Source organism: Martinezella sp. CNPSo 3964, assembly GCF_057784375.1.
Genome location: NZ_JBXSOW010000001.1, coordinates 892489 through 905623 on the forward strand (window position 1 = coordinate 892489; position 13135 = coordinate 905623).

Below are 13135 nucleotides of genomic sequence, written 5' to 3' on the forward strand. Positions count from 1 at the left end.
AGCGGATACTGCAGGATTAACCTATTGTTTCTGCATGGGGAAGATCATGGTGACCGTTAATCCCTTGGCGTCGGGACTGTCGGGTACGGTATCGGAAAGCTCTAGCCGACCGCCATGCAGCTCCATGACCGCTTCGACCAGCGCAAGGCCAAGGCCAGTTCCCGGCTTGGAGCGGCTTTCATCCAGGCGGAAGAAGCGCTTGACGACATCGGCACGCTGATGTGCGGGAACGCCCGGTCCGTGGTCGGCGACGGCGAGCATGACCGCGTCATGCGTACGCACGAGCTTGAAGACTATCGTCTGCTCACCATTGCAGCCCGTCGCATATTTGAGGGCATTGTCGATAAGATTGAAGAGTGCCTGACCGATCAGCTCGCGATTGCCCTGAATTTCGATATTCGCCTCTATATCGGCCGTCAGCGTCAGACCCGCCTCTTCAGCGACCGGTTCGTAAAGTTCGGCGGTGTCGGCAACGATGGAGGAAAGGTCGACGCTCGTCATTTCGGCAGCCACGGAGCCGGCTTCGACACGGGAAATCATCAGCAGTGCATTGAAGGTGCGGATCAGCTGATCGGATTCGCCGATGATGCCCTCGAGCGCCGTGCGGCGGCCCGCGCTGTCGGCATTGTCGAGCGCGTCGGCGGCCTTGTTGCGCAGGCGCGTCAGCGGGGTCTTCAAGTCATGCGCGATATTGTCGGAAACCTGCCGCAGCCCCTCGTTCAGCTTCTCGATGCGCCCCAGCATCGCATTCAGCGATGCCGACATGCGGTCGAACTCATCACCGGAACCGCCAACGGGGAGACGCTGCGAGAGGTCGCCGGCCATGATCTTGCGGCTGGCATCCGTCATCCGGTCGATGCGCTTCAGCGCGTTGCGGCCAATGCCGAACCAGATGACCAGTGCGCCGAGGCCCATGATCGCCAGCGCCAGCATCAGCGCCTGGCGCACCAGCACGCGGAAGCGTTCCGGCTCGCCAAGGTCGCGGCCAATCAGGATGCGCAGCCCATTGTCGAGGATGAAAATGTTGGCAATCGCCAGATGCTGACGCTCAGGATCGTTGGACGCATCCGTGTAGCGCTCATAGATGAAAGGCAGCTCTGTCCAGCCGGCGGCGCCAAGCACGCCGGGCTGCACAGACGCGACGTTGCCCGCCAGGATATCGCCGGAAGGGCCTGCGATGACATAGAGATTGGCGCCCGGCTGGCGGGCTCTGCGCTCCATGGTCCGCAGCAGCAGGTTCAGGCCGCCGATGTCATAGGCGCGCTTGACCTGATTGACTTCCTGCTGGACAGCCTCGCGAATCTGCCCCGTCAGCAACCGTTCCGACATGGCCGTGACGTAGAAGACCAGCGTTGCGGCGCAGAGCGCGAAGAGAAGGATGTAGAGGGCTGAAAGTCGGACTGCGGTGGACTTGAAGAGGACGCGGAAGCGACTCATCCCTCGTCCTTGATCATGTAACCGGCGCCACGGATCGTCTTCAGCAGCGGCTGGCTGAAATCTTTCTCGATCTTGGAGCGCAGGCGCGAAACGTGAACGTCGATGACGTTGGTCTGCGGATCGAAATGATAGTCCCAGACATTTTCGAGCAGCATCGTGCGGGTGACGACCTGGCCGGCATTCTTCATCAAATATTCCAGCAGGCGGAATTCGCGTGGCTGCAGCAGGATTTCCTTGCCGCCGCGGCGGACCTCATGCGAAAGGCGGTCGAGCTCGAGATCGCCGACGCGATAGAGGACATCCTGCTCCGGCGTGCCCTTGCGGCGGCCGAGCACTTCGACGCGCGCCAGCAATTCGCTGAAAGCATAGGGCTTCGGCAGATAATCGTCGCCGCCGGCACGCAGGCCCGTGACACGATCATCGACCTGGCCGAGCGCGGAAAGGATCAGAACCGGCGTATGCACGCCCTTGCGACGCAATTCGCTGATGACGGAGAGACCATCACGGCGCGGCAACATGCGGTCGATGATGGCAACATCGTAGGTGTTCTCGGTGCCCATGAAGAGACCGCTCTCGCCGTCGCTTGCGTGATCGGCAATGATGCCGGCCTCACGGAACGCCTTAGTGAGATAAGCCGCCGCCTCGAGATCGTCTTCGATGATCAGAATCTTCATGTGGGCGACATTACCTGCCGAGACTGCCTCGGCACAACCAGAATCGGAGGAATTCACGGCATGTTGGCCAGCGGTTGTCATCTTTCACCTGCCTTGGAGCCAGTCATCTTTGATATGTTCCAAAAAGGAAGCCGCGCAAGCCGTGGCCTGCGCGGCTTCCCAATGCATTTCATCTGCTTAAAGGATCAACCGGCGTTGATCGGCAGGGCAACGAAGCGGCTGCCGTCACCGGACTGAATCTGGAACAGGGCGCGCGTGCGGCCATCCTTCTTCGCCTGCTCGATGACCTTGGCGATGTCGCCGGCGTTCGAAACCTGCTGGTTATTGACCGACGTGATCTTCTCGCCTTCCTTCACGCCCTTGTCGGCCGCATCGGAGTCGGGGTCGACGGCGGTGATCGCAACGCCCTTACCATCGTCGGAAGGACCGACGGTGAGGCCGAGGTCAGCCAGCGCCTTCTCGGAGGACGGCTGCTGCGGCTGCTGATCCGGCTGCGAGTCGTCATTGGAGGCCTGGTTCTGATCAGCCGGCAACGTGCCGAGCTCAACCGTGACAGACTGCGACTTGCCGCCGCGCCACAGCGAAACCTCGACCTTGGAGCCCGGCTGCATGTTGCCGATGCGGCGAGCGAGATCGCGAGGATCCTTGACCGGATCACCATTGACAGCGGTGACGACGTCACCGTTCTTGATGCCGGCCTTCTGGCCCGGCGAACCATCCTGCGGGGAGACGACCAGGGCGCCGCTCGCTTCGGACAGGCCGAGGGATTCGGCGATATCCTTGGTGACGGGCTGGATCTGCACGCCGAGCCAGCCGCGCGAAACCGTGCCGGTCTTGATCAGATCGGTCACGACATCCTTTGCGGTGGTCGCCGGAATTGCAAACGCGATGCCGACGCTGCCGCCCGACTGCGAGAAGATGGCGGTGTTGATGCCGACCACCTGGCCATTGAGATTGAAGGTCGGGCCACCCGAGTTGCCCTTGTTCACCGGTGCATCAATCTGGATGTAATCATCGTAAGGGCCGGAATGAATGTCGCGGCCGCGAGCCGAGACGATACCGGCCGTGACGGTGCCACCAAGACCGAACGGGTTGCCGACGGCAACGACCCAATCGCCGACGCGGACCTTGGAATCATCGGCCCAACCGACATAGGTGAATTTCTTGCCCTTGGGATCAACCTTCAGGACGGCGAGATCCGTGCGGCTATCCTTACCGACGAGCTTGGCGTCGAGCTCGGTGCCGTCGTTAAGAACGACGACGAAAGCGGCGCCGTCGGAGACCACGTGATTGTTGGTGACGATGTAGCCGTCTTCGGAGACAAAGAAGCCGGATCCTTGGGCGACCGGGCGCAGACGGCCCTTGTCGTCGGAGTTCTTCTGCTGGTTCTGGCCATGCTGCTGGCCGCGGCCCTGCTGCTGCTCGAACTGACGGAAGAACTTCTTCAGCGGGTGATCGTCCGGAAGGTCGTCGAAGCCACGGCCGAGACCGAAGGAATCATCTTCGTCGGCAACCGGGTTGACGCGGGATTCGACGCGGACCGAAACGACGGCCGGCGATACGGCATCCACCACGTTGGCAAAGCTCGGAACCTGCGGCGCCTGAACGTTAACGGCATCGGCATAGGCACCGGTGACCACAGCCGGAACACCCGTTGCCAGGGCAGCGACAGCGAGGCCGGCGACGACGGAAGCCTTCATAGCAGTGCTGCGGGACAAGGTGTCCTTGATATTCCTGAACATATGCGAGTTACCTTCTCTTTTCTCGTCGGATTTACGCCGGCAGAACCGGCTATGGTTCGTCTTGGTAGAGATATAGGGCACGGCACCTTACAACGAACTGTCCGCCCCATGAAAAATTCGTAATGTAAGGAAATCGTTGCAATGTCACGACGAAAGATGATCGCCGCGTCACTTCCCCAGAATGTCCTTCAATTGCGCCTCTTCTTCAGCACTCAAAGGCTTGCCGGTGGGCTTGCCAGTGCGGCGACGGGCATAGACGGCAAGGGCCAGTCCGCCTATTAGAAAGAGTGCGATCGGCGCTCCCCAGAGGATATAGGTCTTTTCGCTCAGGCGCGGCTTGAGCAGCACGAACTCGCCGTAGCGCGCGACGATGTAATCGAGTACCTGCTGATCGGTATCGCCATCGGCGAGGCGTTTTCGCACCAGCAAGCGCAGGTCGCGCGCGAGATCGGCGTTGGAATCATCGATGGATTGGTTCTGGCAGACCATGCAGCGCAATTCGGCCGAGATCGTGCGCGCCCGTGCCTCCAAGGCCGGATCGGGCAGAACTTCATCGGGATTGACGGCAAAAGCGCTCATCGGCGCCAGAAGTGCAACAAGGCAAAGAAGAAGCCGCATGGTGCCGCCAAGACTGCGGGGGCCGGCAACGCGCGATGTCAGCCGATAGCTGTTCATTCGGCCGGCTCCATGGCCGGATTGACCGGTTTCGCCTTGCGGCTCGGCGCGCCGACCCGCAGGCGGCGATCACTGAGCGATACGAAACCGCCGATCGCCATGACGAGCGCGCCCATCCAGATGCAAAGGATGAACGGCTTCCACCAGATGCGCACCACCATGCCGCCATCCTTGCTGGCGTCGCCGACCGACACATAGAGCTGGTTGAGACCGAGCGTGAGAATGCCGGATTCGGTGGTCGCCGTGCGGCTTGCGGTGAAGACGCGCTTGGAAGAAGACATCTCGGCGAAAGCGACACCGCCGCGGCTGACTGTGAAATGAGCCCGCTCCTCGGTATAGTTGGGGCCGACTGCCGGCTGCATGCCGTCGAAGCGCAGGCTGTAGCCACCAAGCTCTGCCATCTCGCCCGGCTTCATGCTGGTGATGTGCTCCCCCTCGAAGGTCGTCACGGCGACGATGCCGAGGACAGTGATGCCAAGGCCGGCATGGGCAAGGGCGGTGCCGAAAGCAGAGCGCGGCAGCCCGCTCAGGCGGCGCCAGGCGACGCCAGCCGCCACCTTGCCGACGCCGGCGCGATACCAGAGATCGGCCAAGGCGCCGAAGACGAGGAAGAAGCTGGCGGCGAGACCGAGAGCGGCCAGCACCGGCCCACCATGCTCGACATAGAACAGGACAAGGCCGGCCAGGAAGGCCAAGCCTGCAATGACATAAAGCCTCTGCAACGCGCCGAGCAAATCGCCGCGCTTCCACGCAAGCAGCGGGCCGAAGGGCACGGCGACCAGGATCGGCGTCATCAGCAGGCCGAACGTCATATTGAAGAAGGGCGGGCCAACGGAGATCTTGTCGCCGGTCAGGGTTTCGAGCGCCAGCGGATAGAGCGTGCCGGTCAACACCGTGCCACAGGCAACCGTCAGGATCAGGTTGTTCAGCACCAGCGCGCCCTCGCGCGAGATCGGCGCGAACAATCCGCCGGCGGCAAGCTTCGGCGCCCGCAAAGCGAAGAGCGACAGCGCGCCGCCAATGAAGACGAGGAGAATGCAGAGAATGAAGATACCGCGCGTCGGGTCGCTGGCGAAGGAATGGACTGACGTCAGCACGCCGGACCGGACGAGGAAGGTGCCGAGCAGCGACAGAGAGAAGGTGAGGATGGCAAGCAGCACCGTCCAGATCTTCAGCGCGTCACGCTTTTCCATGACGAGTGCCGAATGCAGCAGCGCCGTGCCGGCGAGCCAGGGCATGAAGGAGGCGTTTTCCACCGGATCCCAGAACCACCAGCCGCCCCAGCCGAGCTCGTAATAGGCCCAATAGGAGCCCATGGCGATGCCAAGCGTCAGGAAGCTCCACGCAGCCAGCGTCCAGGGACGGACCCAGCGCGCCCAGGCGGCATCGATACGCCCTTCCAGAAGTGCGGCGACGGCAAAAGAGAAGCAGACGGAAAAGCCGACATAGCCGAGATAGAGCAAGGGCGGATGGATCGCCAGCCCGATATCCTGCAGGACCGGGTTGAGGTCCTTGCCCTCGGCCGGAGCCGGGTTGAGCCGAATGAAGGGATTGGAGGTGAGCAGGATAAAGACCAGAAAGGCCGAGGAGATCCAGGCCTGAACAGCCAGCACATTGGCGCGCAGCACATCGGGCAGATTGCGGCCGTATAGGGCCACAAGCGCGCTGAACAGCGCCAGGATCAGCAGCCAGAGCATCATCGATCCCTCGTGATTGCCCCAAACGCCGGAGATCTTGAAGATCAGCGGCATCAGCGAATGGGAATTGGCCCAGACGTTGAGGACGGAGAAATCGGAGGCGACATAGGCATAGGTCAACACGCCGAAGGAGAAAGCAACCAGCAGGAACATGACGATCGAGCCTACCGGGGCGATATCCATCATCGACACGTCGCCCCGCCGGGCGCCGACGACAGGCAGGATGGAGACGATCAGCGCGGTCGCGAGCGCCAGCACGAGGGCATAATGTCCGAGCTCGATGATCATTGGCTGGCCTCCTCGCCCTTCCACACGCCGTCGGCCTTCAGCTTGTCGGCGACCTGCTTCGGCATGTAGCGCTCATCATGCTTGGCAAGCACGCTATCGGCAATGAAAACGTCGCTGCCCGGTTCGAACTTGCCTTCGGTGACCACGCCCTGCCCTTCACGGAAGAGATCCGGCAGGATGCCGTCGTATTTCACCTTGATCGTATCGGTGCCATCCGTGACAGAGAACTGAACCTGCGTGCCCTGACCACGCACGATCGATCCCTCACCGACGAGGCCTCCAAGACGGATCAGCGTGCCCGCATTGACCGGTGTCTTGGCAAGATCGGCCGGCATGTAGAAATAGGCGACCGACTGGCTGAAGGCGAAGAGGACAAGCAGCACGGCGGCGGCGATGAACCCCATGCCGCCGGCAATCACAGCCAGGCGTTTCTGCTTGCGGGTCATTGCTGCTTCACCTCCGTCGGCAGTCCCAATTCCTTCGCCAGCGCCAGAAGCTGCTGGCCTTCTCCTCCATCGGCCGGAAAGGCCACGAGACCGCGCTTCAACGCATCCGCTGCACGCTCCCGATCATTCAGCACCGCATAGGAGCGGATCAATCGCATCCAGCCTTCGAAATTCTTCGGATCTTCCTTGAGCTTGGCATCGAGGCTGTCGACCATGCCGCGGATCATCTGCTGGCGATCGCCGCTGCTCAGCGCATTGGCCGCAGCGACGTCCTCCGTGGTCGGATTGCCGGGTGCGTTGGCATTGGCGGAGGCTATCGCCTGGCCGCCATTCTTGACGATGTGCTCGTTGACGGCAGCAAGCCAGGGCGCGTCCGGCGGCGATTGTTTCGCCAGAGCCTCAAAGGCAGTCTTCGCATCGGCCGCCTTGCCTTCCTGCTCCAGCGCCAGCGCCAGATAGAACATCGTGCGAGGATTGGCGGCATCGAGCGCCAGGGATTGCTGCAGCACGCTGCGCGCCTCCGCCGTCACAATGCCATTGGCCTTGACGACCAGTACCTCGCCCAGATCACCAAGGCGGGTCGCGTTCGGCCCCAGCAGGCGGATGACGTTGCGGTAAGCCAGCTCCGCATCGCCGATGCGGTTGGTCTTGAAATAGATCGGCGCAAGAACTTCCCAGCCCTTGGCGTCATCCGGATTCTTGGCGAGATGCTGCTCGATCTTGACGATCGAGATGGCAAGATCGTTTCCGGGCTTCTCCAGCCGCGCTTCCAACGGCTGCGACGGCAGGCCGGGATCGCCATTGGTAAGATAGAGACAGAGACCCACCGCCGGAAGAACGACGATGATGAAGGCCTGGGCAAGACGATAGCTGCCATGCGCAGGCGATTTCGCTGCCGTCTTCTCGTCCTTCGCCGCAGCAATAAGGCGCCGTCCGATTTCGGCACGGGCATAGCCGGCCTCCTGCGCGGAGATGAGGCCACCGGCAAGATCGCGCTCCAATTCACGAAGCTGATCGCGATAGACCTCGGCCTCGCCGGAACGACAGTCCTCCGCCTCCTTCGCACCACGCAGAAGAGGATAGAGCAGCACAGCGCCGACAACCGCCGTAAGAACGGCCACGAGAATCCAGAACAGCATAGACGCCCAATACTTTAACGGGGCGCTTATTCCAACCAGGAAAGGCTCACTGACGAAGATTTGAGGCGTTTGGCCGCGCCTTTCGGCGCGGAAACCTGGAGCCTTTTCGCTTTTCTTCGAATCGCGAAATGCTCCATCCTTTGTTTTTACGCAATTCCGGACGGAAAACCGCTGCGCACTTTTCCTGGAATTGCTTTAATCGAGCGGCGTCCAGGTACCGTCGTCATTGCGGCAGGCCGCTCCCCGCGCCGTCGTCGGCTTGCCGTCAACGGTAACGGTATGGGTATATTGCCGGCAATTCTGGGAACCGACCTGATAGGGTGCAGCGGGAACAACCTCGCCACTTGCATTCCTACCCTTCCATGCCACAGGCTGGCCAAGAGGCGAGGTCTCAAGCGCCCGATATTCGGCTTCCAGCGCGCGCTGCTTGTCATTGTCGCTGAGCTTGATGCCGGTACGCTCGACGATGCCACCATCAAGAGCATTGATGAAGGTTGCGGAGGCCGGAGGTTTCGCTGACGAAAACAGGCTCTTGCCGCCCCCCAAGCCGCTCGTCGTCGAGCAACCTGAAAGCGCAATCGCCGCGAAAAGAGAGGGGACAATTAGAAAAAAGGTACGAAGCTTCATACAACCGAACCAGTATCAAAAAGCAAAACCATAGGTACTGCGCTGCGGCATCATCATGACCCACAACGTCTTTTTGGCATCATGCCGTTCCTCACGCAACATCCTTCGTCAGGCCCGGCAAAATTAGGCTCGCCCGAAGCCCGCCCCAGGCACCCCGGGAGAGCTCGAAACGGCCTTGATATTCATTCGTGATCTCGCTGACGATCGACAGGCCAAGCCCGGTGCCGGGCTTGCTTTCATCCAGCCTGCGCCCGCGCTTCATGGCTTCGCGGATCTGATCCGGTTCCAGACCTGGGCCATCGTCCTCAACAATCAGTTCCACCCAGTGGCGCCGCGCCGGATCGAGGCCCTTGACCTCGGCCGACGCCTCGTTTGCGCTCAGGCGCACCTTGTGTTCGGCAAAGCGGGCGGCATTTTCGAGGAGATTGCCGACTGTCTCCTCCAGATCCTGCTGCTCCATGGCGAGCGCCAGATTGGGCGAGACGGAAAGTTCGAACTCCTTGTCGGCGTTCAGCCGCCGCATGACGCGAACAAGCCGTTCCAGCGCCGGCTCGGCTTCGGTGCGCGCCAGTACGGATTCGCGCTGGGCGGCGATGCGGGCACGATTAAGATAGGATTGCACCTGCCCCTGCATGACCTCGGCCTGGTTCTTCACCAGATCACCATGTGATCGCTCAAGGACACGGGATTCGTTGAGCAGTACCGCGATCGGCGTCTTCAGCGAATGCGCGAGATTGCCGACCTGCATGCGGGCGCGCTCGACGATACGCCGGTTGCTGTCGATCAACGCATTGATCTCATTGGCGAGCGGCAGGATCTCACGCGGGAAATCGCCCTGCAGTCGCTCGCTCTCGCCGGCGCGGATGCGTTCCAGCGCTGCGCGCGCCTTATCGAGCGGCTTCAGACCGTAGAGAATGGCGAGCGCATTAACGATCAGACTGCCGACACCGAAGCCGACTAGCGCGAAATAAAGGCTGTGGGAGAAATTGCGCACGTCGTCCTCGACCACGGCGACATTGCCGGTCACGCGGAAACGCGCGGCGCGGCCGTCCGTATCGAGCACAACTTCGGTTTCGGCCACCTGCACCCGGTTTCCGAAGGCATCGGTAACAATATAGTAGCGCTCGTAGTTCTTGTCGAAGGGCGCCTCCAGCACCGAGAGCACTGGCAGGTTCGACGCGCCAAGCGACGGCGAGACCAGCGGTGTCGCCGTATAGGTACCGAGCGGCTCGACCATCCAGTACCAACCGGTCTTCGGCTGCGCGAAGCGCAGGTCCCCGAGCTGCGGGCTGCCGGCTAAGGCGCCCTGATCGCCGATCGTCACCGAGTTGATGACGTTATAGAGCTGGGCGCGCAGGAGATCCTGGAAGCCACGCTCGGCGCTCTTGCGATAGATATTGGAGATGACGAGGCCGATCACCACCAGCGCCACCGCCGACCAAAGTGTGGTCAGCAGCAGGACGCGCGCGGTGAGCGACTTAATTCGCATTGGTCGGAGCTTGGATTCGGTAACCAAGGCCACGGACCGTCTCGATCAGATCGACGCCCATCTTCTTGCGAAGGCGTCCGACAAAAACTTCAATCGTATTGGAATCGCGGTCGAAATCCTGATCGTACATATGCTCGACCAGCTCGGTACGCGAGACGACCTCGCCCTTGTGATGCATGAGATAGGCAAGCAGGCGGTATTCGTGCGAGGTGAGCTTCAGCGGCTTGCCGTCCACGGTCGCCTTCGAGCTCTTGGTGTCGAGGCGCACCGGGCCGCAGACGATTTCCGAAGAGGCGTGACCCGCGGCGCGGCGGATGAGCGCACGGATGCGCGCGAGCACTTCCTCGACATGGAAAGGCTTGGCGACGTAATCGTCCGCGCCGGCATCGATGCCGGCCACCTTGTCGCTCCAGCGGTCGCGGGCGGTCAGGATCAGTACCGGCACGGTGCGTCCGGCACCACGCCATTTTTCAAGCACGGTAATGCCATCCATTTCAGGCAGGCCGATATCCAGGATGATCGCGTCGTAAGGTTCGGTATCGCCTAGGAAATGCCCCTCCTCGCCATCAAAGGCCGTATCGACCACATAGCCCGCCTCCTTCAAGGCCTCGGCAAGCTGGCGGTTCAAGTTGATATCGTCTTCGACTATGAGAATGCGCATGTCTGAATCCAATTTCCCCGGTTCGAGAAACAGTACTGTAAATCGTGCTGCAGTGGAATCACGGAAACAATAAGATTTTGTGTGAGATTCAAGGCTTTAGGTTGGTGCCAAAATGCCTCGCATCACATCGGAACCTTCATCGTCACTTTGCGCGGGCGCTGGCCGTTGCCCTGAACGAGAACGGTGATGATGCAGCTGTCGCCGGACGGTTGTGCCGAGAGAAGCTGGCCGCCGGTCTTGGCCACGACCTCCTCAGCCGCCTCACTGCAATCGCTGTTGGCGCGGGCGACCAGGGTCGACGTCGGCGCTGGCGCCGGCAGAACAGACGAGCCGGCCAGAACGAGGGCCGCTGCTGCTATGCTTGAAAATGAGGCCATGCTTCGGACTTCCCACAGGGATATTAACTTGGTCGATTATTTACCCAAACACGTCTGAATGGCAAATGAATGGGCCGTAATTTTCGGCCAGCCGGGCGCACGGATCGCCCGACCGAGACGCCAAGGCATTGAAATTATTGAATTCGAAGTCGCAACGTCGTCGCGACAGCAACCGACTGTCGTTTCAGCGCGCCGCATCGATACAATCTATCGGCGATATACCTGACTCGTTACATATTCGGGTTCGCGGGCACCATGCTCGAGGCGGCAGGCTTAGCCATTTTTAATCATTCCTGCTTACTATCGGCTCATGGATGCGACATGAAACGTCGCCGCTCGTGGCCAATGCAACCGGCCTGCAGGCGCCTTATCGACATAAGGCGTGGCGATTTCCTTGAGTCCTTTGAATCGCTTGCCGCAATTTCCTCTCAAGTTGAGTCCGGGGCTTCAAAAGTTGATTCAAGAACCTCAAGCCGAGAATCCGCTCGCCAACAATCCGATTCCGCTCGCGTGCCCAATCCGTTGAAATGGCTGGCAGGAAATGGTCCTGTCCGGCGCCCGACGTTCAGAAAGGTTCACGGACGGCCGTCACCGTTTCGTAGTCTGCAGCAATGCGCATTTCGCGCAGTGGACGAACGCGCTCGATGGACCGCTGGTAATTCGGATGGGCCTTGTAAGCTGCCAATGCCGCTTCGTCGTCGAATTCGCCGTAGACGACGAGATCGACTTCGGTTCCGAGTTGATCGGTCTTGACGTTCGTGCCGATCTCCAAAAGCCGCGCGTGCGGAATGGCGGCAAGGATCGAGAGGCCGGAACGGACTTCCTCAAGCTTGGCGCGATCGGGAACGGTGAAGAAGACGATATGACGGATCACGCGGCGGCTCCTTGTACATATGCGAGGGCAAGGCGCGATACCATGTGGACAAGTTCAGTTCAATAAACTGACTATCTCACCCGCGAGACCGTTTGGTCGCACCCTGTGCGAGCTGCCATTTTTCGCGAGGCGGCAGGACATGATATTGTCGCGGCCATGACCGACGAAGAGCTCATATCGCTCGCCCTTGGCTTGCCGGAAACGGCAGAGGGCTCTCATTTCGACACCCGTGACTTTCGCGTGCGGGGCAAGATCTTCATGACACTCCGGGGACCGGATTTCTGCGTCGTCAAACTGACGCCGGACCAGCAGCAGATAGCTCTGGCAACCTCACCGACGCGCGTCGCTCCTGTGACCGACGGCTGGGGCCTGAAGGGCTGGACGCAGCTTTCCCACCACGATGCCGACGATGAGGAGGTCAGGATGCTGGTGCGCCGCGCATGGCGGAACGTAGCACCGAAATCTATGGCTTTGCCGGAGGATTAGGCATCATGTCGTCTTCAACGGTCAACGGCCAGTCGACGACATAGTCCTCGAAATCGTCGAGATCGACATCGTTCTCGCTGACCGTGCGGCCTCGGGCGGAAACGCCAGCAATGTGCACCGTCTCCGGATCGCCTGATATCAACGGATGCCACCAGTAGAGATCGCGGCCATCATTGACGAGGCGATAGGCGCAGGTGGGCGGCAGCCATTCCAGCTCCGGCACCTTCTCTGGTGTCAGCTGCACGCAATCGGGCACGAAATCCCAACGGTTCGGATAGCTGGTGCAACGACAGCTTTCGCCATCCATCAGCTTGCAGCGGATCGAGGTGAAATAAACATCGCCGCTATCCCACTCCTCAAGCTTGTTGAGACAACAGAGGCCACAGCCGTCGCAAAGGCTCTCCCATTCCGACGAAGTCATCTCCGTCAGGGTCTTGCTTTTCCAGAAGGGTATCTCGTCTGTCATCATCGTCGTCCTCGCCGCCCGGCCAAGGGGAATTCGGGCTGCGGCATGCATGTCTCT

General features: G+C 60.9%; 14 protein-coding genes. 1 reads left to right on the forward strand and 13 read right to left on the reverse strand.

Going from position 1 to position 13135, the window contains the following annotated elements; translation table 11 throughout:
- Positions 1-21: 21 nt before the first annotated feature.
- The 12 genes from AC13Q5_RS04335 to AC13Q5_RS04390 all read right to left on the reverse strand — a co-directional run bounded on the left by AC13Q5_RS04335 (position 22) and on the right by AC13Q5_RS04390 (position 12126).
- Complete coding sequence (locus AC13Q5_RS04335; protein WP_488500925.1) at positions 22-1437, reverse strand: sensor histidine kinase; 1416 nt, start codon at positions 1435-1437, stop codon at positions 22-24.
- Complete coding sequence (locus AC13Q5_RS04340) at positions 1434-2192, reverse strand: response regulator transcription factor (RefSeq protein ID WP_075852060.1); 759 nt, start codon at positions 2190-2192, stop codon at positions 1434-1436. Before AC13Q5_RS04340 ends, AC13Q5_RS04335 begins: the two co-directional genes overlap by 4 nt.
- 104 nt (positions 2193-2296) lie before the next feature.
- Entirely contained in the window at positions 2297-3853 is a 1557-nt protein-coding gene (locus tag AC13Q5_RS04345) for a Do family serine endopeptidase (RefSeq protein WP_488500926.1), read from the reverse strand.
- 168 nt (positions 3854-4021) lie between these two features.
- Positions 4022-4528 (reverse strand): cytochrome c-type biogenesis protein, encoded by a 507-nt coding sequence (locus tag AC13Q5_RS04350; RefSeq protein ID WP_488500927.1) that lies wholly within the window; start codon positions 4526-4528, stop codon positions 4022-4024.
- On the reverse strand, positions 4525-6513 hold the full coding sequence (locus AC13Q5_RS04355) for a heme lyase CcmF/NrfE family subunit (protein WP_488500928.1): 1989 nt from the start codon (positions 6511-6513) through the stop codon (positions 4525-4527). The genes AC13Q5_RS04350 and AC13Q5_RS04355 overlap by 4 nt, the downstream gene beginning before the upstream one ends.
- Complete coding sequence (ccmE, locus tag AC13Q5_RS04360; RefSeq protein ID WP_075852057.1) at positions 6510-6959, reverse strand: cytochrome c maturation protein CcmE; 450 nt, start codon at positions 6957-6959, stop codon at positions 6510-6512. Before ccmE ends, AC13Q5_RS04355 begins: the two co-directional genes overlap by 4 nt.
- Positions 6956-8098, reverse strand: a complete 1143-nt coding sequence (ccmI, locus tag AC13Q5_RS04365) for a c-type cytochrome biogenesis protein CcmI (protein WP_488500929.1) — start codon at positions 8096-8098, stop codon at positions 6956-6958. The genes ccmE and ccmI overlap by 4 nt, the downstream gene beginning before the upstream one ends.
- A 195-nt stretch (positions 8099-8293) precedes the next feature.
- Positions 8294-8725, reverse strand: a complete 432-nt coding sequence (locus AC13Q5_RS04370; protein ID WP_075852055.1) for an RT0821/Lpp0805 family surface protein — start codon at positions 8723-8725, stop codon at positions 8294-8296.
- 91 nt (positions 8726-8816) lie between these two features.
- On the reverse strand, positions 8817-10214 hold the full coding sequence (locus tag AC13Q5_RS04375; protein ID WP_457879842.1) for an ATP-binding protein: 1398 nt from the start codon (positions 10212-10214) through the stop codon (positions 8817-8819).
- On the reverse strand, positions 10204-10875 hold the full coding sequence (locus tag AC13Q5_RS04380) for a response regulator transcription factor (RefSeq protein ID WP_069616084.1): 672 nt from the start codon (positions 10873-10875) through the stop codon (positions 10204-10206). The genes AC13Q5_RS04375 and AC13Q5_RS04380 overlap by 11 nt, the downstream gene beginning before the upstream one ends.
- A gap of 122 nt (positions 10876-10997) precedes the next feature.
- Positions 10998-11252 (reverse strand): hypothetical protein, encoded by a 255-nt coding sequence (locus AC13Q5_RS04385; RefSeq protein WP_075852053.1) that lies wholly within the window; start codon positions 11250-11252, stop codon positions 10998-11000.
- Between the two features lie 565 nt (positions 11253-11817).
- On the reverse strand, positions 11818-12126 hold the full coding sequence (locus AC13Q5_RS04390; RefSeq protein ID WP_488500930.1) for a Dabb family protein: 309 nt from the start codon (positions 12124-12126) through the stop codon (positions 11818-11820).
- Between the two features lie 156 nt (positions 12127-12282).
- Between AC13Q5_RS04390 and AC13Q5_RS04395 the strand changes: the two genes are divergently transcribed.
- Positions 12283-12612, forward strand: a complete 330-nt coding sequence (locus tag AC13Q5_RS04395; RefSeq protein WP_488500931.1) for an MmcQ/YjbR family DNA-binding protein — start codon at positions 12283-12285, stop codon at positions 12610-12612.
- On the opposite strand, the gene AC13Q5_RS04400 is transcribed toward AC13Q5_RS04395, so the two are convergent.
- On the reverse strand, positions 12590-13078 hold the full coding sequence (locus tag AC13Q5_RS04400; protein ID WP_075852611.1) for a YcgN family cysteine cluster protein: 489 nt from the start codon (positions 13076-13078) through the stop codon (positions 12590-12592). The two genes, AC13Q5_RS04395 and AC13Q5_RS04400, sit on opposite strands and share 23 nt — an antisense overlap.
- Positions 13079-13135: the final 57 nt, after the last annotated feature.

What these genes read in the sequence shown, in the direction of transcription:
- AC13Q5_RS04335 (WP_488500925.1), bottom strand. Translation starts at nt 1,437, where the DNA reads ATGAGTCGCTTCCGCGTCCTCTTCAAGTCCACCGCAGTCCGACTTTCA.
- AC13Q5_RS04340 (WP_075852060.1), bottom strand. Translation starts at nt 2,192, where the DNA reads ATGACAACCGCTGGCCAACATGCCGTGAATTCCTCCGATTCTGGTTGT.
- AC13Q5_RS04345 (WP_488500926.1), bottom strand. Translation starts at nt 3,853, where the DNA reads ATGTTCAGGAATATCAAGGACACCTTGTCCCGCAGCACTGCTATGAAG.
- AC13Q5_RS04350 (WP_488500927.1), bottom strand. Translation starts at nt 4,528, where the DNA reads ATGAACAGCTATCGGCTGACATCGCGCGTTGCCGGCCCCCGCAGTCTT.
- AC13Q5_RS04355 (WP_488500928.1), bottom strand. Translation starts at nt 6,513, where the DNA reads ATGATCATCGAGCTCGGACATTATGCCCTCGTGCTGGCGCTCGCGACC.
- ccmE (WP_075852057.1), bottom strand. Translation starts at nt 6,959, where the DNA reads ATGACCCGCAAGCAGAAACGCCTGGCTGTGATTGCCGGCGGCATGGGG.
- ccmI (WP_488500929.1), bottom strand. Translation starts at nt 8,098, where the DNA reads ATGCTGTTCTGGATTCTCGTGGCCGTTCTTACGGCGGTTGTCGGCGCT.
- AC13Q5_RS04370 (WP_075852055.1), bottom strand. Translation starts at nt 8,725, where the DNA reads ATGAAGCTTCGTACCTTTTTTCTAATTGTCCCCTCTCTTTTCGCGGCG.
- AC13Q5_RS04375 (WP_457879842.1), bottom strand. Translation starts at nt 10,214, where the DNA reads ATGCGAATTAAGTCGCTCACCGCGCGCGTCCTGCTGCTGACCACACTT.
- AC13Q5_RS04380 (WP_069616084.1), bottom strand. Translation starts at nt 10,875, where the DNA reads ATGCGCATTCTCATAGTCGAAGACGATATCAACTTGAACCGCCAGCTT.
- AC13Q5_RS04385 (WP_075852053.1), bottom strand. Translation starts at nt 11,252, where the DNA reads ATGGCCTCATTTTCAAGCATAGCAGCAGCGGCCCTCGTTCTGGCCGGC.
- AC13Q5_RS04395 (WP_488500931.1), top strand. Translation starts at nt 12,283, where the DNA reads ATGACCGACGAAGAGCTCATATCGCTCGCCCTTGGCTTGCCGGAAACG.
- AC13Q5_RS04400 (WP_075852611.1), bottom strand. Translation starts at nt 13,078, where the DNA reads ATGACAGACGAGATACCCTTCTGGAAAAGCAAGACCCTGACGGAGATG.